The organism is Corynebacterium sp. LK10, from assembly GCF_008042455.1.
Classification (GTDB): Bacteria; Actinomycetota; Actinomycetes; order Mycobacteriales; family Mycobacteriaceae; genus Corynebacterium; species Corynebacterium jeikeium_D.
Map to the genome: position 1 here is coordinate 186,034 of NZ_NOVT01000017.1, position 21,947 is coordinate 207,980.

The window sequence follows — 21,947 nt, forward strand, 5'->3', positions numbered from 1 at the left end:
CAATGCAATAGTCCGCGATACCAAAACTCATAAAACCCCCAAGGAGTGGTCTAGCAACAATGGCACGTCTTTTCGGAACTGATGGCGTCCGCGGTTTGGCGAATAAGACTCTGACCGCACCGCTGGCCATGCGGCTGGGCGCTGCTGCGGCCACTGTGCTGACTAGCGGCACGAATCCGTCGGGGCGTCGTCCCCTGGCCATTGTTGGCCGCGATCCGCGTGTCTCCGGTGAGATGCTTGCCGCAGCGCTGTCTGCCGGCATGGCCTCCCAGGGCGTCGACGTTTTGCGTGTCGGCGTGCTGCCCACTCCGGCTGTCGCTTTCCTCACCGACGACTACGGTGCCGACATGGGTGTGATGATTTCGGCTTCTCACAACCCCATGCCGGACAACGGCATCAAGTTCTTCGCCGCGGGCGGCACCAAGCTTGACGACGCGGTGGAGAAGGAAATCGAACACGCTCTCCACAACCTGCCGGAGACCGGCCCCACGGGCACCGGAGTGGGTCGTGTCATCGAGGAGGCCCCAGACGGGCTCGACCGCTACCTGTTCCACCTCTCCCGTGCGGTCAGCACCAAGCTCGACGGCATTCGTGTCGTGGTGGATTGTGCAAATGGTGCTGCTTCGCAGGCCGCCCCCATGGCGTACGCGGCCGCCGGTGCCGACGTCGTCGCTATTCATGACAAGCCGAACTCCTACAACATCAACGACAACTGCGGTTCCACCCACATTGAGGTTTTGCGCGCGGCAGTGCTGGAGCACGGTGCGGATCTGGGTCTGGCTCACGATGGCGATGCCGACCGCTGCCTGGCTGTGGACTCGCAGGGCAACATCGTCGATGGTGACCAAATCATGGCCATCCTGGCCGTCGCCATGAAGGAAGAGGGGCTACTGCACCACAACACGCTGGTGGCCACTGTGATGAGTAACCTCGGCCTCAAGCTGGCGATGGAGGAAAACGATATCGCCCTGCGTACCACCAAGGTCGGCGACCGCTACGTGCTGGCAGATTTGAACGCCGGCGGTTACTCGCTCGGCGGTGAGCAGTCGGGGCATGTGGTCATTCCGGATCACGCCACCACTGGTGACGGCACCCTTACCGGTCTGTATCTCATGGCGCGGATGGCGCGCACCGGTAAGTCTCTGGCTGAGCTGGCCTCCGTAATGAAGGTACTGCCGCAGACCCTTATCAACGTGCCGGTGTCCAACAAGGCCGCAATTCTGGAGTCTGATGAGGTCAAGGCCGCCATCGATGCAGCCGAGGAGAAGCTGGGTTCCACCGGTCGCGTGCTGTTGCGCCCGTCCGGCACCGAGGAGCTCTTCCGCGTCATGGTGGAGGCCGCCGATGCGGAATCGGCCCGCAAGATTGCCGGGGAGTTAGCTGCGGTTGTGGCCGCAGTCTAGAGTCAGGAGTGTGGAAATGAATGACGCGCCAGAGGACATTAAAGCCCGCTTTGCCCCGGGTGAAGCCGACATCCAGGTAGAGGTGGTCGATCGTGACGGTCGGGTTCTCGGTACCGTCGGCAAGCTTGAAGCACACGTTCCGCCGGGAATTTTGCACCGTGCTTTTTCTCTTTTCCTCTTCGATGAGCAGGGACGCATGCTGCTGCAGCGCCGTGCGGAGTCGAAGTATCACTCACCACTGTTACTGACGAATGCGACCTGCTCGCACCCACTGCCGGGGGAGCCGGTGGCCGATGCCGTTGAGCGTCGTGCGAAGGAAGAGCTCGGTGCGGATGTCTCCCAGTTGGAGGAAATCGGCATTGTTATCTACCAGGTCATCGATGATCGTTCGGGATTGGCAGAGCACGAGTACAACCACGTGTACGCCGGCATCGTCGATCCGAAGTCGGTGGATATCAACCCCGATGAGGTCGATGAAGTGGTGTACGTGACCCCGCAGGAGCTCGCAGAACGTCGTGCGAACGAACCGATGACGGAGTGGTTTAACCACGTCTGGGGTGTCGGGGCGGAGAAGTTCTCCAAGTACGGTTTCGACATTGCGGGTGTGCCGGGTATCCATGGCCCAGCGGAGGCGCAGGCTGCCGCACAGTCGGTTTCGGAAAAGGATGTGTAGCTTCGTGACCAGCGTAGAAAACGCCAGCGTCGACGACTTCGGCCTCGACAAGTCCGAGGAATTGGAGACCGGGGAGTTCTATGCCCTGGCCAATGAACAGGGTGCCGCATTCGGTGAAGGCCATGCCAAGTCGATTTTGTTGGGCGAGCACTCTGTCGTCTACGGCAAGCCGGCTATCGCACTGCCGGTGACGTCGCTGCGCACGATGGCGTGGATTGACCGCGTGGAGGATTCTCCCGTCCTGTTTTCCATGGACGGCGAGGTCATCGACATCGACGAGCTGCCGGAGCGCTTTGCCTCCATCGCCGCTGCACTCCGCGCTGGCCTGCGCACCTTCGGTATTCCCGAACGCGACCTGCTGGTTCGTCTCCGCTCGGGTATCCCGCCCGCCGCAGGGCTGGGTGGTTCTGCCGCAGTGGCACATGCGCTTATCGACGCAGTGCGTGACCTCGCCGATGGCACTCTGACCGAGCGTCAGCGCTTTGACCTGGTGCAGGAAGCTGAGCGTCTGGCGCACGGTAACCCCTCTGGCCTGGATGCCACGGTTGCCCGTGCATCGCGTCCGGTCTACTTCAAGCAGGGTGAGTTCCATCCGCTGAAGGTGGCCAAGAAGATGTGGCTGGTGCTGGGGGATACCGGTGTGCGTGGTTCGACGTCGCTGGCCGTTGCCCGCGTGCGTGGTTTCGTCGATTCCCACCGAGTCCATGGCCAAGAGTTGCTGGACCACTTGGGGCAGCTGGCCGACGGCGCGGTGCACAACCTGGCCAAGGGTGATTTTGCCCGTCTGGGACATCGCATGGACTCGGCGCAGGAAGCGCTAGAAGAACTAGGTGTTGGGCATGAGTCCATCACCGATCTCGTCACTGCCGCCCGACTGGCAGGTGCCCACGGGGCAAAGCTCACTGGTGCCGGTTGCGGTGGCTGTGTGATGGCGCTGGCAGAGTCCGCCGATCACGCGGAACTGATTAGCCATGCCATGATGGGCGCCAATGCCGTTGCTACTTGGACTGTGGAGGTAAATCCCTCGTGACCACGACCGCTACCGCCGTCGCTCATCCCAACATCGCCCTGATTAAATACTGGGGCAAGCGCGATGAGGCCGTGCAGCTACCGGCCACAGGTTCGCTGTCCCTTACTCTGGGCATCGCTCCGACGACGACCACGGTGTCGCTTATCGACGATCCCAGCGTCACCGCCGACTCGGGCACTCTGAACGGCCAGGAGATGGTGGGCAAGGACCTCTCCCGTGTCCAGAAGTTTTTGGATTTGGTCCGCGAGCGTGCGGGCAGCACTAGCTTCGCAGAGGTGACCAGCACCAACGAGATTCCGACGGGTGCGGGTCTGGCTTCGTCCGCGTCGGGTTTTGGCGCGCTCGCGCTGGCCGCGGCGAAGGCCTACGGCCTGGACTACACCCCGGAACAGCTCTCGGCTCTGGCCCGTCGCGGTTCGGGCTCGGCCTGTCGCTCTATTTTCGGCGGCCTCGTCGAGTGGCTGCCCGGCGATGACGATGCTTCCAGCCACGCAGTGGCTCTGCCAGATTCCGGCCTGGACCTCTCCCTGGTCGTGGCGGTTTTGGCCCCAGGCCGCAAGAAGATTGACAGCCGTGCCGCGATGCGTCGCACGGTTGAGACATCACCGTTCTTCCCGGCCTGGGTGGAGCAGGTGCCCCGCGATATCGAGGATATGAAGGCCGCCATCGCCGCTGCGGACTTCACTGCGGTCGGTGAGCTCGCTGAGGCCAACGCCATGCGCATGCACGCCACCATGCTGGGGGCTCTGCCTCCGGTGCGTTACTGGAATCCGGATTCAGTGGCGGCTCTCGATCTCGTCGCTACGCTGCGTGACGAGGGCACCGAGTGTTACGCCACCATGGATGCCGGGCCGAACGTGAAGGTGCTGTGCCGCAGCGGCGATGCCGAGAACATCGCGGATCGTTTCCGCGCAGAGTTCGAGGATATTGACGTGCTGGTTTCCGGTTCCGGCCCTGGCGCTTACCTGGTGTAGCTGGGGGAGTAGTTGAGCAACGCTAAAGGCGGACCTATCGAAGGCGAGTCCATCGGCCGTGGCTGCGGCAAGCTGTACCTCACTGGTGAGTATGCGGTGATGGATGTCGAGGGGCTGGCTGTCATCGCAGGAGTCAACCGCTATGTGACGGTTCGGTGCCACGGTGCCGAACCATCGCAGCCGGTCTCTCGCGTGTACTCCAGCTATTACGGCCCGCAGGGGCGTGCCATTGATATCGATGCACCAGATGACATCGCGACCCATACGATTTCCCTGGTCTATCGCATTGCTGCGGGCGAGCTGGAAAATATCCCAGAGAGTCCCATCAATATCGTCATTGAATCAGACCTCGATGACGCCGACAGTGGTGCGAAGTATGGCCTGGGATCCTCCGGGGCTGTCGCTGTGGCTGTAACTCGTGCGCTGGGGACGCACCTAGGTCTGGAGCTGGATTCACTGGACGTGTACAAGATTGCGATGGTGGCCACGCTTCTGGCTGGTGCAGCTGGTTCCGGCGGCGATATCGCGTGCTCCGCGCACGGCGGGGTGGTGCTCTATCGCCGGCCGAATCCGACGGCGCTCGCAGAGCTCGTGGCGGCTGATCCTGTCGCTGCCGTGGCGGCACCGTGGCCGAATCTTCGCATTGACGCCCGCACCGACCTCGGTGGGCTACAACTGTTGGTCGGCTGGACGGGCAGTCCGGTGAAGACGGACTCGCAGTTGAAGAAGGCCGGTGGCGCAGACCGTGATTTTGTGCGCGGGGTCTCGTCGATAAGCGAAAGACTCTGGCAGGCGCTTGCCGACGGCGACCACACCGCGGCGTTTGCCTGCCTGCGTGAGAATCGGATGCTGCTGCAGGACTATGAGCGTGAGCGTGCTGTGTGCATCGAGACGGAGAAACTGAAAGCGCTCGCCGACATCGCCGATGGCGCGGGGGCCGCGGGCAAGAGCAGCGGCTCCGGTGGTGGTGACTGCGGAATCGCGCTGGTGGGAGTCTCAAATGGTGTCGATGCCGAGGAGACTGCCGCGGACATCACCGCGCGCTGGCAAGCCGCTGGCATCCAGCCGTTGCCGCTGAAGCTGGCCGCTCAACTTTGACCACAGTTTTTTGACCGTAGAATTTAAGACAGCTGAAATTTACAGAAGCTGGGAACCGAAGCTGCATGCAGCTAGAAAGGGTCGCTTAGGACAATGGCTGAAAAGAGCTCGCACGACCTGGAATATGCACACGTACCACTGAGCTGGATTGGTCCGGTGCGCATTAGTGGCAACGTCATGAATGACGAGGTGAAGATTCCGCTGGCGACTTACGAGACCCCGCTGTGGCCGTCTTGTGGTCGCGGTGCGAAGGTCTCCCGCATGATCGAAGGTGGCATTACCTGCACTTTCGTCGGTGAGAAGATGACCCGATCGGTGATTTTCACTCTCGACTCGGCAGCGGATGCCGTCATTGCGCGCGACAACATTCTGTCTCGTTATGACGAGCTGAAGAAGGTCGTGGAGTCCTCCTCGCGTTTTGCCAAGCTGGTAGATATTCACTTCCAGATCGCATCGCGTCTTCTCTTTGTCCGCTTTGACTTCTTCTCCGGTGATGCCTCGGGCCACAACATGGCCACGCTGGCGTCTGAGCGTTTGATGTCCTACCTGATGGAGCAGATGCCAGAGTTGGGCTATGGCTCCATCTCGGGCAACTACTGCACCGATAAGAAGACCTCCGCCGTCAATGGCATTCTGGGCCGCGGTAAGTACGTGATCGCCGAGGCCGTCATTCCGGAGCCGGTTGTCCGCGAGCGTCTGCGCACTACCGCCAAGCGCCTGGCTGAGCTCAACGAACGCAAGAACCTCGTCGGCTCCATCATGGCGGGCTCACTGCGCAGCGGTAATGCGCACTACGCCAATATGCTGCTGGGCTTTTACCTCGCTACCGGTCAGGACGCTGCGAATATCGTCGAAGGCTCGCAGGGGCTGACGCAGGTAGAGGCGCTTGACGACGGCTCCGTGCGCTTTAGCTGCACCCTGCCACATTTAATCGTCGGTTCCGTGGGCAACGGCAAGGGCTTGGGCTTCGTGGAGAAGAATCTCACAGCGCTGGGCTGCAAGGAGGACCGTGAGCCGGGCGAGAATGCCCGTCGTCTAGCAGCGTGCTGCGCGGCAATCGTCTGGTGTGGTGAGCTTTCCCTGCTCGCGGCACAGACGAATCCGGGTGAGCTGATGGAGGCGCACGTTTCTATCGAGCGTGCGAAGTAGCGGTTTGTGAATAGTCGTTTGCGACAATTCGCAAAACCTAAGACAAATCTCAGGTAAACGCGCTAGATTTCTGTAGTAGGCAATTAAAATTTTGTGGGCAAAATATCCCGTGGTCTGATGACTGCTCTGATGACATGGGGATGTTTCGTTGCCCGTTATTTCTTAAAAATCTGTAGAGGTAGTGAAGGCACGGTTTTGATGACAACAAGCAATGTGACCCCGATCGGTATTGATGACATCGCCTTTGCGACGGGTTCGTACTGCATTGACCTCGCCGATATTGCGCCCCGACTCGGAGCGGAACCGGCAAAGTACCACAAGGGCCTGGGGCAGGAACGCTCCAGCGTGGTTGCCTCTGATGAAGATCCGGTGACGATGGCCGCGACCGCGGTGAAGAAGATCGTCGACCGCCACGGTATCGACGGCGTGCGCACCATCATGTTCGCCACTGAGACCGGTATCGACCAGTCGAAGGCCGCTGCTGTCTATGTGCATGAGTTGGTCGGTCTTGACCCGCACGCGCGATCTGTCGAGCTGAAGCAGGCTTGCTACTCCGGTACCGCGGCGCTGCAGTTCGCGTGCGCTCTGGTGGCCCGCAATCCGGAGGAGAAGGTCATCGTTGTCGCCTCCGACATTGCCCGCTATGACCTGGACTCCGCTGCGGAGCCGACCCAGGGCGCAGGTGCTGTAGCCATGCTGGTGACCGCTAATCCGCGCATCCTGGCTATCGATGCCGCTTCGGGCGTCTTCACCCGCGAAGTTATGGACTTCTGGCGTCCGAACCACCGCAGCCAGGCGTTGGTGGAGGGCAAGCTCTCTATTAGTGCTTACATCGACGCTGTTCAGGGTGCTTACGAGGACTACCGTGCCCGCGGCGGTGTGGACTTCAGCGAGATTGACTACTTCAGCTACCACCAGCCGTTTACCAAGATGGCCTACAAGGCGCACCGGCAGCTTTCGGCCAATAACGGTGTGGAGCTCACCGCAGAGGACGAGGCCCGCCAGCTCGGCCCAACCACTGAGTACAACCGCATCATCGGTAACTCCTACACAGCATCGGCCTACTTCGGCCTGCTCTCGCTGCTGGACACCGAGAAGGACCTGGCTGGTAAGAAGGTCGCTGTTGTCTCCTATGGTTCCGGCTCGGTTGCTGAGTTCCTCACCGGCAATGTGGTCGAGGGCTACGAGTCCCAGCTGCGCGCCGAAGATAATGCTCGTGAACTGGATGAACGCGTAAAGCTCGATGATCCGACCTACTACCGCCACGCTCAGGTGACGCATGAAGATCCGGGTGAGTACTCCAACCTGGGAGACGACGCCCTGATTGGCACCGGCCCATTCAGCTTCACCGGTGTTGAGGGGTGTAAGCGCATCTACCGCGCTCGTTAGCCCCGGGGGCACCCGTGCTAGTACCTCAACGGAACCGAATCCCCTTTTTTCGCGCCTAACAGTAATAAGAACTGTTTTTCGCGGGGAAGGGGATTTTTCGTGTCCGCACGTTTTACTGGAGGCAGTGGCGGAGGCTTGCTGCACTTTTCGGAAGATGCAGTGACAGCGGCTGCCCGAGAGATCGAGCAGCGCGGCCGTGAAGGCCATGAGCGGTGGGGAAGCGCTCCCGATATTTCCGCGGCAGACTGTGGCCAGGGTTTTGCCGCCCAGGGGCGTCGTCTGCAGCAGGCGGCAGCGCGGCTGCGTGAGCACGGGCAATCGATGTACGCGGGACTTGGCAATCATGCTCCGGCAGTGCGGGAACAGTGGCGTGTCTTTGCAGGCTGTGACAGCGACGGGAGCGCCGACCTCGGTGGAATTGAGGTAGTGGACTGATGCCATGGGTTGCTCGAATTCTTCCGATATTGGTGCGTGTTATTGGCCGTGGAAGCCGTATTGGAGCCAAGCGCGGGGTTGGCGGCATCGGCAAGAATCTGCCCAAAGTCTTGGATAAGGTGCGACGCGCTGACGGCTGGAAGGGCAGCGCCCTATCCAAGTTCTCTAACTCCGTGGGGTTGATAGCCTCCGCGATAACTATTGCTATGGCTTTCGATTGGGGCGGTTTGAAAGGCGATGCCGCCGACGCCGCCAAGGAACGCTGTGATAAAGCCGCGCAGGACTGTGCGAATCAGGATGAGCAGTCCGCCAATGGCGCGCAGAGCGTCGGCGAGTGCGGCAAGAAAGTCGACGAGGTCCTGGAGGATTGCGAAAAGCAGGCCGAAGATATGGCTGAGCAAACCGACGGCATCCTCTCTCAGTGCGAAGCGCTTGTCGACGATCCGGAGGTCGGCGCCGAAGCCGCACAAGTGGCCCAGCAGGTGTGTAACAGTCTCGTCGACTCCACTGGTCAGCTCTACGATGCGCGTAATAGTTGCATCGAGCAGTGTCTTGAGCAGGCAGCGTGTGACACTGAGGCCGCGGTGGTCGCCACCCCGCCGCAGCCTCCTACTGTTCCTGCCAGTTCGGGTGCTACCTCGGCGGCCTGTGCAGAGGTGGCTGAGTCTGGGAGTGGCGAAGGAGCTACTGTAACCGGTGGCAACGGTGCTACCGCTGGTGGAATTGGGGTCGTTGCCAACGTTGATATTGGGATAGAGGCAGGCGTTGCTGCTGGAATATCCGTTGGAGGTGCCATTGGCGCTGCCGGGGCGGCCAGTATCGCTGGAATTGCGGGAGCTGTCGGGGTTGCAGGCAGTGTCGCGTCCTCACTGCTCAACTTAGACATGTGCACGGAGACGGAAGAGCCAGTGTGCGAACAGGCACCTGCGCCAGCACCAGCACCAGCACCAGCTCCTGCGCCGGAGGACTGTGTGCCGGAACCCGAACCAGAACCCAAGCCCGAACCTGAACCCAAGCCCGAACCTGAACCCGAGCCCGAACCTGAACCCGAGCCCGAACCTGAAAATGTTCCTGAACCGCCTCCTCCAGCTGAGAAACTAAAGCACTTGGGAATCGAGCTGCCACAGGAGCCGCAAGCAGAACAGCGAGCGGAACCGCAGCCAAAACCACAAGCAGAGCCGCAGCCAGCACCAGCCCAGGATTCGGCAGCATCAGTGCAGGAATCTGCTTCCGCTGTGCCCGAGCCCCCTGAGCAGCCCAACGCCCAGGAGCTTGTGGGCGCGGTCAATTCGCCAACGGCAGGTGAGTGGTAGTGGGGAGTAAGCATGCCGCGAAATATGACCGGATTGGGCAGGACTATTACGACGCTGCTGCAATGACCAGGCAGGAGTTCGATACGGCGATACAGAGGGCACAGAAAGAATTGCAGGGTTTGGAAGAGCGTCGTAAAGCACGCGAAATTAAGGAGAGGGAGGTGGCAGCGGGCGTCGAAAAGCAACAAAAAACCGCCCGACCGAAGGGAACCGTTACGCGGTTGTTCGGGCGGGCGGGGAAAGGGACGCCGACGGTGAAGTCGATTCGGGGCGTGTCCTGAAGCGTGGCCTAGTGACTACTTGCCGGGAATCAGCGAGTGCTCCGGGTTTTCCGGCAGCTCCTTGATGAGCCACTCCATATCGCGGTTAGTTGTGCCCTTGATAGTGGCGGTCGGGTCTGCGAAATCCGAGTACTTCTTGTCGTCACCGACCGTGGCCAGCAGGAAGCCTGTGAGTGCGGCGCGCGCGACCTCCTGGTACTTCACCTTGGAGGAAGAGAAGCCCGCTAGACGACGGAGAAGAGTTGTTTCCGAGAAGCTGCCCTGGTCAGCCTTGTCTACTTCGCGGTAAACGACATCGCCCTTCCACTGAACAGCCAGGCGAGCCGGGTTACCGCGATCGAGCCACTGATCCTCGCCAGGGGCCAGGACGAGGCCCGGGGCCGAGACATTAGTTGCAGCGGCGCTGGAGGAAGGCGCGGTAGTTGCGGGGAAGACGCAGCCAACGCCGGAGATGAGGTCGTGACCAGCAGCGGCGAGGACGGCTACACCCGCGCCCATGCCGTGGCCGGCAACGCCGAGTTTCTTCGGGTGGACGACGACCTTGCCCTCACCGAGGCGGACACCAGCGAGAATCTGGAGCGCTGTCTCCAAATCGTTGGCGAGACCACGGTGATCTGCCACGATGCCATTTTCGGTGTCCGGAGCAGCGACCGCGATGCCCCACGAAGCTAGGTGACGCAGCGTGGCGTGGTACTCCTCAATCGGTGTGCGCCAATCGTGTGCGAAGGCGATACCGGGGATGCCATTGCCCTCGGCAGGCGTGTAGACCTTTCCCGGCAGGCCAGTAAAAGCGAGATCACCGACCATGACGCGGTGCGGTCCACGCTTGGAAAGATTAGATGTCAGAGTCTTCAAGTTGTCAGCCACAGTGAATAGCTTAACTATAAGGTGCATACCTTTGCTGAAAAAGTGCCAGGATGAGCGAGAATGTCTATTTCGTTATGACGATTTTCCGCTTCGCGGGTTATTCTGTAGGGCATGTGTGGAATCGTTGGATATGCGGGCCATCAGCCCGCCCTGGATATTGCTGTCGATGCGCTACGACGCATGGAATACCGTGGCTATGACTCCGCGGGTGTTGCCATTGTCGACGATCAGGGGCATATCACTGTAGAGAAGAAGGCCGGTAAACTCGCCAACCTCGAGGCTGCCCTTGATGCGGATGGGCGCGACAAAATCACTGGAACCACCGGAATTGGGCACACCCGCTGGGCTACCCACGGTCGCCCAATTGATGAGAATGCCCACCCACACCAGTCCTATGACGGCAAGGTGGCTATCGTCCACAACGGCATTATCGAGAACTTTGCTCCGCTACGTCAGGAGCTGGAGGATGCCGGCATTGAGCTGAAGTCCGAAACCGACTCCGAGGTCGCCGCGCACATGCTCGCCCGTGCCCTGGACGGTTCCGACGGCGGATCTACCGCTGGTGATTTCGAGGCCTCTGCGCTGTCCGTGCTCAACCGCCTCGAGGGTGCTTTTACGCTGCTGTTTACTCATGCAGACCACCCGGACCGCATCATCGCTGCTCGTCGCTCCACTCCGCTGATTGTCGGTGTGGGCGAAAACGAAATGTTCCTCGGCTCCGATGTTGCGGCTTTCATCGCACACACCCGCGAGGCCGTGGAGCTGGGTCAGGACAACGTCGTCATCATCACCGCAGATGATTACCGCATCCTGGATTTCGCCGGCAACGAGCAGCAGGGTCGACCATTCACCATCGACTGGGATCTCGCCGCAGCCGAAAAGGGTGGCTATGACTCCTTCATGATGAAGGAAATCCACGAGCAGGCTGCCGCCGTCCGCGATACGTTGGCCGGTCACCTCGTTGACGGCCGCATCGTTCTCGACGAGTCCCGCCTGAGTGACCAAGATCTGCGTGACATCGAGAAGGTCTTCGTCGTCGCCTGTGGTACCGCATACCACTCCGGTTTGTTGGCCAAGTACGCCATTGAGCACTGGGTTCGTATCCCGGTCGAGATTGAGGTCGCGTCCGAGTTCCGCTACCGCGATCCGGTGCTGGACCGCCAGACGCTGGTGGTCGCTATTTCGCAGTCGGGCGAGACTGCTGACACCCTTGAGGCCGTGCGACACGCAAAGAGCCAGGGCGCCCGCGTGCTGGCTGTCTGTAACACCAACGGTGCACAGATTCCACGTGAGTCTGACGCCGTGCTCTATACGCACGCCGGCCCGGAGATTGGTGTTGCTGCAACCAAGTCGTTCCTGGCGCAGGTAGCCGCAAACTACCTGGTCGGTTTGGCTCTTGCCCAGGCACGCGGCACTAAGTACCCGGACGAGGTCACTCGCGAGTTTGAAGAGCTGGAGACCATCCCGGCACTGATTGACAAGGTCGTCGCTAAGGGCGATGAGTTCATCGACACGGCCAAGGAAATCGGTGCTATTCCGACGATGCTCTTCCTCGGCCGTCACGTTGGTTTCCCAGTCGCACTTGAGGGTGCGCTGAAGCTCAAGGAGCTTGCCTACATTCACGCAGAGGGGTTCCCGGCAGGCGAGCTCAAGCATGGCCCAATTGCACTCATCGAGGATGATCTTCCGGTCGTCGTCGTAGTGCCATCGCCGAAGGGGCGCGCCGTGCTGCACTCCAAGATTGTCTCCAACATCCAGGAGATTCGTGCCCGTGGTGCCAAGACCATCGTGATTGCCGAAGAAGGGGATCAGTCGGTGGTTCCTTTTGCGAACTACCTGATTGAAATCCCGGAGACGTCCACGCTGCTCCAGCCGCTGTTGTCTACGATTCCGATGCAGTTCCTGGCAGCTGAGATCGCTCGCCAGTGCGGTAACGAGGACATCGATAAGCCGCGCAACCTGGCTAAGTCAGTCACCGTCGAGTAGTTCGTCCTGCTTTCGTCGGTACTGCTCAATCTCCGCATCGAGTTCTTCATCCGTGAGGGACTCGATGCGTTTTGCTTCTTCCTCGGATAGGTCCCAGACCTCATCGGATACATGGCAAAATGACAACATCCAATCGAGGTTGCGTTTCTGAATCGTCTTCATCTTCCGTGTCACACGCTGATGAAAAGTTTGCTTGCCGACGTTCTTTAGCGGCCCAACCGGAACGCTAGTCGCGGTGTCCCCATTACGGGAAGTCCACACTTCTGTTCCGTCGGGGTATCTGTCGATATCCCAGCCCTCGTGCGTTTTTAGATTGTGGTGTCGGCGGCAGAGACAGTGCAGATTCTCAGTGTCAGTCGGCCCGCCCTGCTTGGGATTGTCGTGGTTGTACGGCTGAATATGGTCCAGGTCGCACTTGGCTGCCGGGACGTCGCAGCCGGGGAAGCGGCAGGTACCGTCACGCCCACGGACGCGAGCCACCTGGCTCTCGGTGGGGCGGTAACCATCCACCTTGCTGTCGGCGGAGATACGGATGTGAGTTGCGCGGGCAAGCCATTCTTCGGTGGCTACCTCGCTCAACCAGCCGACGCCATCAATCCATGCTGGCCCACCGCCGACCTCGCGGTAGACATTGATGACAATCTCGGCATTGGTCGATTTCTGTGCCAGCTGTAGTAGCGCTTCCGCCTGCGTGCACTGTTCACCACGATTGATTGCTGTGTTGCGAATCCCCTGAATCCTGGCCATGAGCTCGGTCGCGCGGTCGTTTTCAAGGATTGCTGTGACCTTTTTGTGCTTGCCATCGCCCGTGTCGGAGAGTGCGACCGCTTCGCCTTCTGGAACCCGTTGGGTGCCGTCGTTGCGGGCGCAGTCGTTGTACTCAGAAACCAAGTCGCCGATTAGACGAGACAGCGTGTAGACACCAACCATTGCTTGTCGAGGTCGCGTCGGAGTGAGCATTTCCAAAAGATGGGGCTCTACCGTGTCGAACTGATCTGGTGACAGCCCGGCAACGCCATTGGCGATGGCGCGGAGATGGGCTAACGAGAAACAGAAGGTGGATTCGATGAGAGCCCGGACTTTTGGTAGGCGTTCGAACATCAGCGCAATTTCGCACAGCGTAGAACACTTGCCGCGGCTAAGGCCGGTTCGAATGCTTATGCGGGCAAGATGGTGATTGACATCGACCTCCTCACCGGGAGCGCAGATATCGATCAGTTGAAGGTCTGCGGCGTTGATGGCACGGGCCGCGCTGCTAATCGGGTCGTCGGATTGCTGGTTGGCCCATGAGGGCTTTTGACCTGGTGCTGGAAGTTCTGTGGGCGGCGATGACATTGGTTATCCCCCTGATTACTACGTGTCCGCCGGAGAATTGAAGATTGAGTTCTGTGGTGGAGAGAAGCATGGAGAGGCTGTGTCAACCAGTCCCGCCAACCCCTGTGCACCGGACAAAGAACTTTCGCTTACAAATTTTCCCTACAACCCAAATCGTACACCTGTTTGAAAAACTGTCAATAGAATTCTGGAAATATGTTCTAAAATTCTGTGCTGAATTAGATCCGGCCCCTCCGTCCGAGCCTCCTCCGTCCGAGGCCCCTCGGCAGGGCGCCGTACAAAGGCAGGACTCGCTGTCGCGGATGATGCGGAACATCACCAGCTTCAGCGCCATCCAGTTCCTCCAAGAACTCGTGAATGCGTTCGAGCGTATTGGGGGAGTAGAGCAGTGCGAGGTGATCAGACCAGTCGCCACCGCCAGTGGCATTGTTGACGTTCGTAATGTGGTGACCCTCTTGTTCGGGCAAAAAGGCGCCGGTCCACGGGCGAACCACGGTGTCAAAAGGGGTGCCGATATTCAGGTAGTGCGGACCACGTCGGGTAATGCCACGCGCTGCGCGGTTCAGAGTCGCAATGTAGTCAGAGTCCAGCAGCTGTTGAATGCAGGCACGGCCGACAAGGCGGTCGACGAGTTTGTGCATCGGTAGGCCGCATCGCTCAAGGGCACTGAGCCTTCGGCGCATGCCCCACGCAGTAGTGCCTCGGTGGTTTCCCGCAAGAGAGATGACTGCCCGCACGGGGCTGTTGTCGGAGGCGTACTGCTCGGCTGCTTCTTCGTTGAGGCCACGGTTCAGAGCTTCGTCGTAAAGCGAATCGATGCTCGCGTTGGCGTAGCTGCGGCAGTGTAGACCGCCCTGGGAATGACCGATGAGGTCGATGCGGGGTAGGGAGAGGTGGGCACGGAAGCGGTCGAGAAGGTCGGTGACTTCAGCGAGCGCATCGCTCAAATCGGTGGTGGCTTTGACGCTACGGAGACGGCTGACCAGCGCGGCGGGGTCGGAGCCGTAATCGAGTGAGAATACGGGGCGATTCCGGGCGAGGAACGGCCCCAACATGGCGAAGGAGTTGAACGAGTTCATCCAGGTGCCGTGAACCAGGACAATTGGTGTGCGACCGTTGTATCTGTCCAGGTCAGGAGTGACTTTGCCGTCGAGGATTTCGCGAACGTCCTGCACGCCGTGGGGGATCCATTCGGGATGACGCAACGAGCGCAGGTATGCCTGCGGAAAGGCGCGCAGTAGAGGGCCGAAAACTCGCGTGCTCGGGGAGTAGTCATCCATAGGGGCTAATCGTAGGCTGGGTTTATGACGTACTGCTACACAGCTGCCGAAATTCGCGCCGCGGAACAGCCCTATCTGGACGCACAAACGCGTGACGACGAACTCATGCGCCACGCAGCCGCCGCTGTGTCGGAGGTGGCGGAGCGGATGCTCTCAGAGGCATCTCCGGAGCCTGGTCGCGGTCGCGTGCTGCTGTTGGTCGGATCGGGAGGCAATGGTGGCGATGCACTCTATGCTGGCCGAAACTTGTCCTCGGATGGGCATGGCGTGGATGCGGTTTTGCTGGGCTCGAAGCCGCATGAACAGGCGCTGAAAGCTTTTGAACTCGCAGGTGGGCGGGTGCTGCCGTTGGGGTGTGACCGGGAGACGGATTTATCGAAGATTCTGTGGTCGATTAGTGAAGACTACGCATTGATCATCGACGGCATCGTGGGGCTCGGAGGTCACGGCGCGCTGCGTGAAGAGGCCGCGTGGTTGGTGCGCGAAGCGCGGTTGGGCAAAGTTCCCATTCTCGCGGTTGATGTGCCGAGCGGCGTAGAAGCCGATACTGGGCGTACTTTTGACCCGCCTGCCCAGACCATCAATCCAGACCCTGATTTGGAGGAGGGACAGAACCCGTACTTGCCATCTCACGTCGAGGCCACGACAACGGTGACTTTCGGCGGTCTGCGCTACGCGCACTCGCTGTCCGAATCCTGTGGCACCGTCGAATTACACGAAATTGCGCTCGATGCCTTCTCCCTCGAACTTCCAGGACTGGGGCAGACGCTCTATGAAAACGGTACCTACAATGCCGTCCACCACCAGACTCCGACCGTGGAGTTCTACGAAGCCCTAGGCGGGAGCTTTCCGGCACCACTTGGCGCGATGACCCCGCTCGAACCCGGTGCTGCAGACCACAAGTACTCCACTGGAGTTACAGGAATCGCCGCCGGTAGCGAGGCGTATCCCGGCGCAGGTCAGCTGTGCGTCACCGCTGCCGTGCATGCGACCAGTCCCGCGGTCATCTATGTCGGCGACGCGGCCGCACGTAACCGCATCACCGCAGCCTTGCCGACGGTCATTACGCAGCAGGACTCGGTGGATCGCAAAGAGGTACGCGTCGATGCCTGGGTCGTCGGTCCCGGTCGGGGCACTGATGAGAAAGCCGCCGAGGAACTGCGAGACATTCTGGCCACTGACAAACCAGTGGTCATCGACGCTGACGCACTGACACTGCTGTCGAAGCATGAGGACATCCGACAGCTCGTTCGTGAGCGCGGCCAGGAGCGCAACCTGCGCACTGTTCTCACGCCGCACGCCGGTGAATTCGAGCGCCTGACCGGGCACGAGGTCACTAACCCCATCGCAGATGCGCGTGAACTTGCCGAGCAGTTCTCCTCCGAAGTGTTGCTCAAGGGACGCCGCACTGTGATGGTCAATCCGACAACGCAGCGCACAGTCGTGATTGACGCGGGTAGCTCCTGGGCAGCCACGCCGGGCTCTGGCGATGTACTGTCCGGGCTCCTCGGCGCCTGGGTAGCGCGTGGCGAAGCCCTCTATCTACCAGCAATTATTCATGCGCGCGCCGCATTTTTGGCCGCGCAGACAGAGTTCGGACCAGCACCCTGCAGCGCCCAGGACATCGCCGAATCCATCCGAGATGCCACCGCATGGTTCACCAACGAAGGCAGCAGTGGCAAAATACGGCTATGACTTCCTCGGCACCAGCCATCCTGACCCATACCGTTAATCTCGACGCGATCACCCACAATGTGAAGACCGTCAAGGCCATCGCAGGGGTGTCGGAATTCATGGCCGTCGTCAAGGCGGACGGCTACTCGCAGGGTGCGCTGCAGACCGCGCGTGCCGCGCTGGCCGGCGGGGCAACGCAGCTCGGTGTCGCAACAATCGACGAGGCGCTCTCCCTCCGCGAGGAACTCCGCGCCACGCTTGACGACGGCCACGCCATCCCCATCCTTGCCTGGATCTGGGACGCAGCGGCCACCTCGTTGGTGCAGCGAGCTGTGGCTGCAGATATTGACCTCGGTCTGCCGTCGATGGTTCATGCGCTGGCCGTGGCCAATGCCGGGCGGGCGCTGTCGGTGACACCACGTGTGACGGTGATGGTCGATACGGGCTTGGGGCGCTCGGGATTCTCTATGGCCAATGGGGACTTTGAGCATGCGGTCGCTCAGCTGGTTGAGCTGCACAAGACCGGTGCTCTGAACGTCACCGGTGCTTTCACGCACTTTGCGTGCGCGGATGAGCCGGGCCACGAGAGCGTCGATAAGCAGGCACAGAATTTCTGTGCTGCGATTGCGGCACTGCGTGAGGCGGGGCTGGACGAGCTGATTAACCATGCGGCGAATTCGCCGGCATCGTTGTCACGTCCTGACCTGGCCTTCGATATGGTGCGTCCAGGGCTGGCGATTTATGGTGGCGAGCCAATTGTGGGGATCACCCATGGATTGCGTCCGGCGATGAGGTGGGAAGCGTCGGTCATATTGGTCAAGAAGCTGCCGGCGGGGCAGTCGGTGTCCTACGGACAGACGTGGACAGCTGACCGCGATACCACCATCGGCATCGTGCCCTGTGGCTACGCCGACGGTATGATGCGCTCGGCCTCCGGGCATTTCGAGGTCAGCATCAATGGCACGCGCTATCCGCAGGTAGGGCGCGTGTGTATGGATCAATTCGTCGTCGACCTGGGGCCCGACACCGAAGTCGAGGCCGGCGACACTGCGGTTATCGTCGGTGATCCCACACTGGGGGAGCCCGGTCTCGATGACCTCGCGGAGGCATCCGGCACCATTAACTACGAAATCCTCACCGCACCGAAGGGGCGTAGCGAGCGAAAGTGGGTGCGCAGCCGGCTCGCGCCAACCGCAGAGGACATGCGTGACCTCGGCGAGGAGATTGGCCGGGAGTTGGCAGCTGGGGATCTGGTGATTCTCGATGGCCCACTCGGCGCGGGCAAAACGACCCTCACGCAGGGCATCGCCCGTGGCATGAACGTGCGCGGTCGCGTGACGTCGCCGACGTTCACAATCGCCCGCGAGCACCGTCCGCTTGCAACCGACGGCGTCACCCTCATCCACGTCGACGCCTATCGACTCTTTGGCGAAGAGGGCCCCGGCTCCGATGGCGAGGCCTTCGATGCGCTGGACTCGCTCGATTTGGATACCGACCTCGAGGACAGCGTCGTGGTCGCCGAGTGGGGAATGGGGCTCGCCGAGGTGCTCTCCGAGCGCTATCTACAGGTGAGTATCGATCGTTCGCGTGACGACGATGCCCGCGTCGTCACCTGGAAGTGGAGCAAGTAGCTCCAAGTCGGTTCAAGTAGGTTACTGAGTATGAACATTTTGGCCGTTGACACATCGACTCCACAGGTCACCGCGGGAATTGTCCGCGATGGTGAAACCGTGGCCGAAAAGCTGCACCTGGATGCCCGTGCGCACAACGAGGTGCTGGTGCCGCTGATTCAGCAGTGCCTCACTGACAGTGGGGTGGCGGCAACCGAGCTAGATGCCGTGGTTGTCGGCTGTGGGCCGGGGCCGTTTACGGGCTTGCGCGTTGGTATGGCCACCGCAGCCTCCTTCGCCGACGCTCTGGGAATTCCCTGCTACGGCATCTGCAGCCTGGATGCGCTCGCGGGTGGCGTTGGCGATGAACTGGTCGTCACCGATGCCCGCCGCCGCGAGGTGTACTTCGCCGCCTACCGCGATGGCCAGCGAGTTTTCGGCCCGGGAGTGGCCAAGCCAGCCGACGTCATGGAGCTGCTCAAGGAAGAACTTGCAGCAGAAGCCGCCGACTTCGCGCCGAGCCAGGCCCGCGGCAGCCTCAGCCACATCGAGCAAATTACCGGGCTTGAGGTTGCTGCCGAACAAGTCTTTCCCACTCCGACAGCCATGGTTGAAGCGGTCGACTTTGACTCCGCGCCGGGCCCACTGGTGCCGCTGTACTTGCGCCGTCCGGATGCCGTTGTCCCGAAGGCTATGAGATGAGCGTCGTCAAGCTAGTGCGTCTCGGGCCTCCTGCGGCCAAGGCGTGTGCGGCGATTGAGGCGGAGCTATTTGCCGGCGACGATCCCTGGTCGGAATCGGCCTTTATGGCCGAGCTGGCCGCGCCGAACAATTTCTACGTCGGGCTGATTGCAGATGTAGACGAGGACGAAGAACTGTGCGGCTATGCGGGGATTACCAAGCTGGGGCCTGCGGGTGCCGCCGAGTACGAGATTCACACCATCGGGGTGGGGAAGAAGTGGCAGCGCCGGGGCTTTGGGACGCAGCTGATGGACGCGCTGATGGCAGCTGTGGCGGAGGATTCGGGCCCGGTGTTTTTGGAAGTTCGCACAGATAACGAACCCGCAATCGCCATGTATCGGCGCTATGGCTTCGAAAATATGGGGCTGCGAAAGAACTATTATCCGGGCTCTGGGGCGGATGCGTACACGATGTGTCGGCCTGAGTTGGCCAGCTAGATGTTGACGTATTGACTAATCTGCGTTAAACCAGGCACATGGCTAAAACCTTTGCAAAACAGCTCGTAGAAACCCTAGAGAAGCAGGGTGTCAAGCGAATCTTCGGACTCGTTGGAGATAGTTTGAACCCCATTGTCGACGCTGTGCGCGAGTCCTCCATTGAGTGGGTGCACGTTCGCAACGAAGAGGCTGCCGCCTTCGCCGCCGGCGCGGAGTCCCTGGTCACCGGCGAATTAGCAGTGTGTGCGGCCTCCTGTGGCCCGGGTAATACCCACCTCATTCAGGGCCTGTATGACTCCCACCGCAACGGCGCAAAGGTGCTGGCGCTGGCATCGCACATTCCTTCCCGCCAGATTGGCTCGAACTTCTTCCAGGAGACCCATCCGGAGTTCATCTTCAACGAGTGCTCCGGTTACTGCGAGATGGTCAACTCCGCTGAGCAGGGTGGCGTCGTTTTGCATCACGCTATCCAGTCGACCATGACTGGCCACGGTGTTTCCGTGCTGGTTCTGCCGGGCGACATTACAACGCATGAAGTGGAAAATGATGAGTTCGTCACCTCCACTATCAGCAGCGGTCGCCCAGTCGTATTCCCTGACGCCGGCCAGGCCGCCGCGCTTGCCGACGCAATCAACGAGGCTAAAACCGTCACGCTTTTCTGTGGCGCAGGTGTGAAGGACGCCCGCGAACAGGTGCTCAAGCTTGCGGAGAAGATTAAGTCGCCGGTGGGACATGCGCTGGGTGGCAAGATGTACATCCAGTACGACAACCCCTATGACGTCGGCATGTCCGGCCTGCTGGGCTACGGCGCCTGCCACGATGCCTCCAACGATGCTGATCTGTTGATTCTGCTCGGTACTGACTTCCCGTACAACGACTTCCTGCCGACCAAGAACGTCGCCCAGGTCGATATCGATGGTCGTGCCATCGGTCGTCGTACCACGGTGAAGTACCCAGTCGTCGGCGATGTGGCTGCCACGATTGAAACCATCCTGCCGCACCTGGATGAAAAGACTGACCGTTCCTTCCTGGACAAGCAGCTGCGGAACCACGAGCGCCTGCTCAGCCACGTCATCGAGGCATACACCCACGACGTTGAGAACATGCGACCGATTCACCCGGAGTATGTGGCCGACCTGATTGATAAGTACGCCGATGACGATGCCGTCTTCACCGTGGATACCGGCATGGGCAATGTCTGGGCTGCACGCTACGTCACGCCGAATGGCAAGCGAGAGCAGATTGGTTCTTTCCGTCACGGCACTATGGCCAATGCACTGTCGCAGGCCATTGGTGTGCAGGCTGCTGACCGGGACCGTCAGGTCATTACCTTCAACGGTGACGGTGGCCTGTCAATGCTGCTCGGTGAGCTCATCACCGTGAAGCAGGAGCAGCTGCCCATCAAGATGTTTGTGTTCAACAACTCCTCGCTCGGCATGGTCAAGCTGGAAATGCTGGTTCAGGGGCTGCCGGAGCACGAGACCGACCACGACGCAGTGGACTACGCCGGAGTCGCAGAGTCGTTGGGTATCAAGGCCATCCGAATTGAAGATCCGGCCGATGCGCCTCGCCTGATTCAAGAGGCGCTGGCATACGACGGTCCGGTGCTGGTGGATATGATCACCGACCCGAATGCCCTGTCCATCCCGGCAAACATCACCTGGGACATGCTGATGGGATTCTCCAAGGCCGCTACTCGCACCGTCTTCGGCGGCGGCGTTGGTCAGATGATCAACATGGCACGGTCGAACCTCCGCAACATCCCGCGGCCATAGTGGGGGTAGCGCTCTCGAGATGCGGGAGCGGGTGCGGTGCGGTACCTCTGTTTCCATGATTAAAGGTTTTCTGGTGAACCCTGACCTGACGCATCGCATCGTCGAATTTGAGTTGGAGGCCGCTGCTACATTCCTCGGCGGAGTTTCCTCCGACCGTGTTTCGGTGGCGTTTCAGGAAGACGGCGCCGATTACGCCGCTCTCTACAACCCGACGGCCAAGGCTGAGGGCGCTGAACCGAATCCGGTCGCGTCCCTCGGCCGCAATGAGGCTGCTACGGGCAACTCGGCTTTCTTTACCGACCCCACCACCGCAATTTGCGGAACGGTCGTATTTGTCGACGCCGAGGGCAAGGATATCGGCGACGAGGAAATCGAGCGTATTAAGCACGGTATGCGCGCCGTGCGTCACTACCGCGATGACTACCCAGAGGAATACGCTCTCTGGCGTGCCGCTGTGCGGAACCTCGGTCGCCTCGAAATTTAAACTCGGTCGCTGG

The 21,947-nt window shown here is 60.6% G+C and carries 20 protein-coding genes; 17 read left to right on the plus strand and 3 right to left on the minus strand.

Going from position 1 to position 21,947, the window contains the following annotated elements; translation table 11 throughout:
* Positions 1 to 59 precede the first annotated feature (59 nt).
* The 10 genes from glmM (at position 60) to CHU70_RS06360 (ending at position 9,745) form a co-directional block, all read left to right on the plus strand.
* Positions 60 to 1,403 (plus strand): phosphoglucosamine mutase, encoded by a 1,344-nt coding sequence (glmM, locus tag CHU70_RS06315; protein ID WP_016422094.1) that lies wholly within the window; start codon positions 60 to 62, stop codon positions 1,401 to 1,403.
* A gap of 16 nt (positions 1,404 to 1,419) precedes the next feature.
* A complete protein-coding gene (gene idi / locus CHU70_RS06320; RefSeq protein ID WP_016422095.1) occupies positions 1,420 to 2,076 on the plus strand; it encodes an isopentenyl-diphosphate Delta-isomerase in 657 nt (218 codons plus the stop codon).
* Positions 2,077 to 2,080: 4 nt separating this feature from the next.
* Positions 2,081 to 3,106 (plus strand): mevalonate kinase, encoded by a 1,026-nt coding sequence (gene mvk, locus CHU70_RS06325; RefSeq protein ID WP_101687816.1) that lies wholly within the window; start codon positions 2,081 to 2,083, stop codon positions 3,104 to 3,106.
* On the plus strand, positions 3,103 to 4,080 hold the full coding sequence (mvaD, locus tag CHU70_RS06330; protein ID WP_016422097.1) for a diphosphomevalonate decarboxylase: 978 nt from the start codon (positions 3,103 to 3,105) through the stop codon (positions 4,078 to 4,080). The genes mvk and mvaD overlap by 4 nt, the downstream gene beginning before the upstream one ends.
* A 12-nt stretch (positions 4,081 to 4,092) precedes the next feature.
* On the plus strand, positions 4,093 to 5,178 hold the full coding sequence (locus tag CHU70_RS06335) for a phosphomevalonate kinase (protein ID WP_147719170.1): 1,086 nt from the start codon (positions 4,093 to 4,095) through the stop codon (positions 5,176 to 5,178).
* Between the two features lie 93 nt (positions 5,179 to 5,271).
* Entirely contained in the window at positions 5,272 to 6,327 is a 1,056-nt protein-coding gene (locus CHU70_RS06340) for a hydroxymethylglutaryl-CoA reductase (RefSeq protein ID WP_070429832.1), read from the plus strand.
* Positions 6,328 to 6,525: 198 nt separating this feature from the next.
* Positions 6,526 to 7,716 carry a hydroxymethylglutaryl-CoA synthase gene (locus CHU70_RS06345; protein ID WP_016422100.1) on the plus strand — a complete coding sequence of 397 codons (1,191 nt, stop codon included), beginning with the start codon at positions 6,526 to 6,528 and terminating at the stop codon, positions 7,714 to 7,716.
* A gap of 99 nt (positions 7,717 to 7,815) precedes the next feature.
* On the plus strand, positions 7,816 to 8,151 hold the full coding sequence (locus tag CHU70_RS06350; protein ID WP_016422101.1) for a hypothetical protein: 336 nt from the start codon (positions 7,816 to 7,818) through the stop codon (positions 8,149 to 8,151).
* Positions 8,151 to 9,464 carry a hypothetical protein gene (locus tag CHU70_RS06355; RefSeq protein ID WP_147739787.1) on the plus strand — a complete coding sequence of 438 codons (1,314 nt, stop codon included), beginning with the start codon at positions 8,151 to 8,153 and terminating at the stop codon, positions 9,462 to 9,464. The genes CHU70_RS06350 and CHU70_RS06355 overlap by 1 nt, the downstream gene beginning before the upstream one ends.
* On the plus strand, positions 9,464 to 9,745 hold the full coding sequence (locus tag CHU70_RS06360) for a hypothetical protein (protein WP_070549712.1): 282 nt from the start codon (positions 9,464 to 9,466) through the stop codon (positions 9,743 to 9,745). Before CHU70_RS06355 ends, CHU70_RS06360 begins: the two co-directional genes overlap by 1 nt.
* 15 nt (positions 9,746 to 9,760) lie before the next feature.
* Here the strand turns inward: CHU70_RS06360 and CHU70_RS06365 are convergent, their stop codons facing one another.
* A complete protein-coding gene (locus CHU70_RS06365; protein WP_049169967.1) occupies positions 9,761 to 10,612 on the minus strand; it encodes a dienelactone hydrolase family protein in 852 nt (283 codons plus the stop codon).
* Positions 10,613 to 10,723: 111 nt separating this feature from the next.
* Between CHU70_RS06365 and glmS the strand changes: the two genes are divergently transcribed.
* The gene (gene glmS, locus CHU70_RS06370) at positions 10,724 to 12,598 is read left to right on the plus strand and encodes a glutamine--fructose-6-phosphate transaminase (isomerizing) (RefSeq protein WP_049169965.1); all 1,875 of its coding nucleotides are present in this window, start codon (positions 10,724 to 10,726) and stop codon (positions 12,596 to 12,598) included.
* Here the strand turns inward: glmS and CHU70_RS06375 are convergent.
* Complete coding sequence (locus CHU70_RS06375; protein ID WP_049169963.1) at positions 12,581 to 13,933, minus strand: HNH endonuclease signature motif containing protein; 1,353 nt, start codon at positions 13,931 to 13,933, stop codon at positions 12,581 to 12,583. The two genes, glmS and CHU70_RS06375, sit on opposite strands and share 18 nt — an antisense overlap.
* A gap of 218 nt (positions 13,934 to 14,151) precedes the next feature.
* Positions 14,152 to 15,213, minus strand: coding sequence for a triacylglycerol lipase (locus CHU70_RS06380; RefSeq protein WP_070545669.1), 1,062 nt, complete (start codon positions 15,211 to 15,213; stop codon positions 14,152 to 14,154).
* A gap of 24 nt (positions 15,214 to 15,237) precedes the next feature.
* On the opposite strand from CHU70_RS06380, the gene CHU70_RS06385 reads away from it, so the two are divergent.
* From CHU70_RS06385 to CHU70_RS06410, 6 genes are read left to right on the plus strand one after another with little or no spacing between them, the layout of a single operon-like run.
* Positions 15,238 to 16,908 (plus strand): bifunctional ADP-dependent NAD(P)H-hydrate dehydratase/NAD(P)H-hydrate epimerase, encoded by a 1,671-nt coding sequence (locus tag CHU70_RS06385; protein WP_147719167.1) that lies wholly within the window; start codon positions 15,238 to 15,240, stop codon positions 16,906 to 16,908.
* Positions 16,905 to 18,518, plus strand: coding sequence for a bifunctional alanine racemase/tRNA (adenosine(37)-N6)-threonylcarbamoyltransferase complex ATPase subunit type 1 TsaE (locus CHU70_RS06390; RefSeq protein ID WP_016422109.1), 1,614 nt, complete (start codon positions 16,905 to 16,907; stop codon positions 18,516 to 18,518). The genes CHU70_RS06385 and CHU70_RS06390 overlap by 4 nt, the downstream gene beginning before the upstream one ends.
* A gap of 30 nt (positions 18,519 to 18,548) precedes the next feature.
* A complete protein-coding gene (gene tsaB, locus CHU70_RS06395) occupies positions 18,549 to 19,199 on the plus strand; it encodes a tRNA (adenosine(37)-N6)-threonylcarbamoyltransferase complex dimerization subunit type 1 TsaB (RefSeq protein ID WP_016422110.1) in 651 nt (216 codons plus the stop codon).
* Positions 19,196 to 19,675, plus strand: coding sequence for a ribosomal protein S18-alanine N-acetyltransferase (gene rimI, locus CHU70_RS06400; protein ID WP_016422111.1), 480 nt, complete (start codon positions 19,196 to 19,198; stop codon positions 19,673 to 19,675). Before tsaB ends, rimI begins: the two co-directional genes overlap by 4 nt.
* 38 nt (positions 19,676 to 19,713) lie before the next feature.
* Entirely contained in the window at positions 19,714 to 21,450 is a 1,737-nt protein-coding gene (locus CHU70_RS06405) for a pyruvate dehydrogenase (RefSeq protein WP_016422112.1), read from the plus strand.
* Between the two features lie 55 nt (positions 21,451 to 21,505).
* Complete coding sequence (locus tag CHU70_RS06410) at positions 21,506 to 21,934, plus strand: hypothetical protein (RefSeq protein ID WP_042388422.1); 429 nt, start codon at positions 21,506 to 21,508, stop codon at positions 21,932 to 21,934.
* Positions 21,935 to 21,947 lie beyond the last annotated feature (13 nt).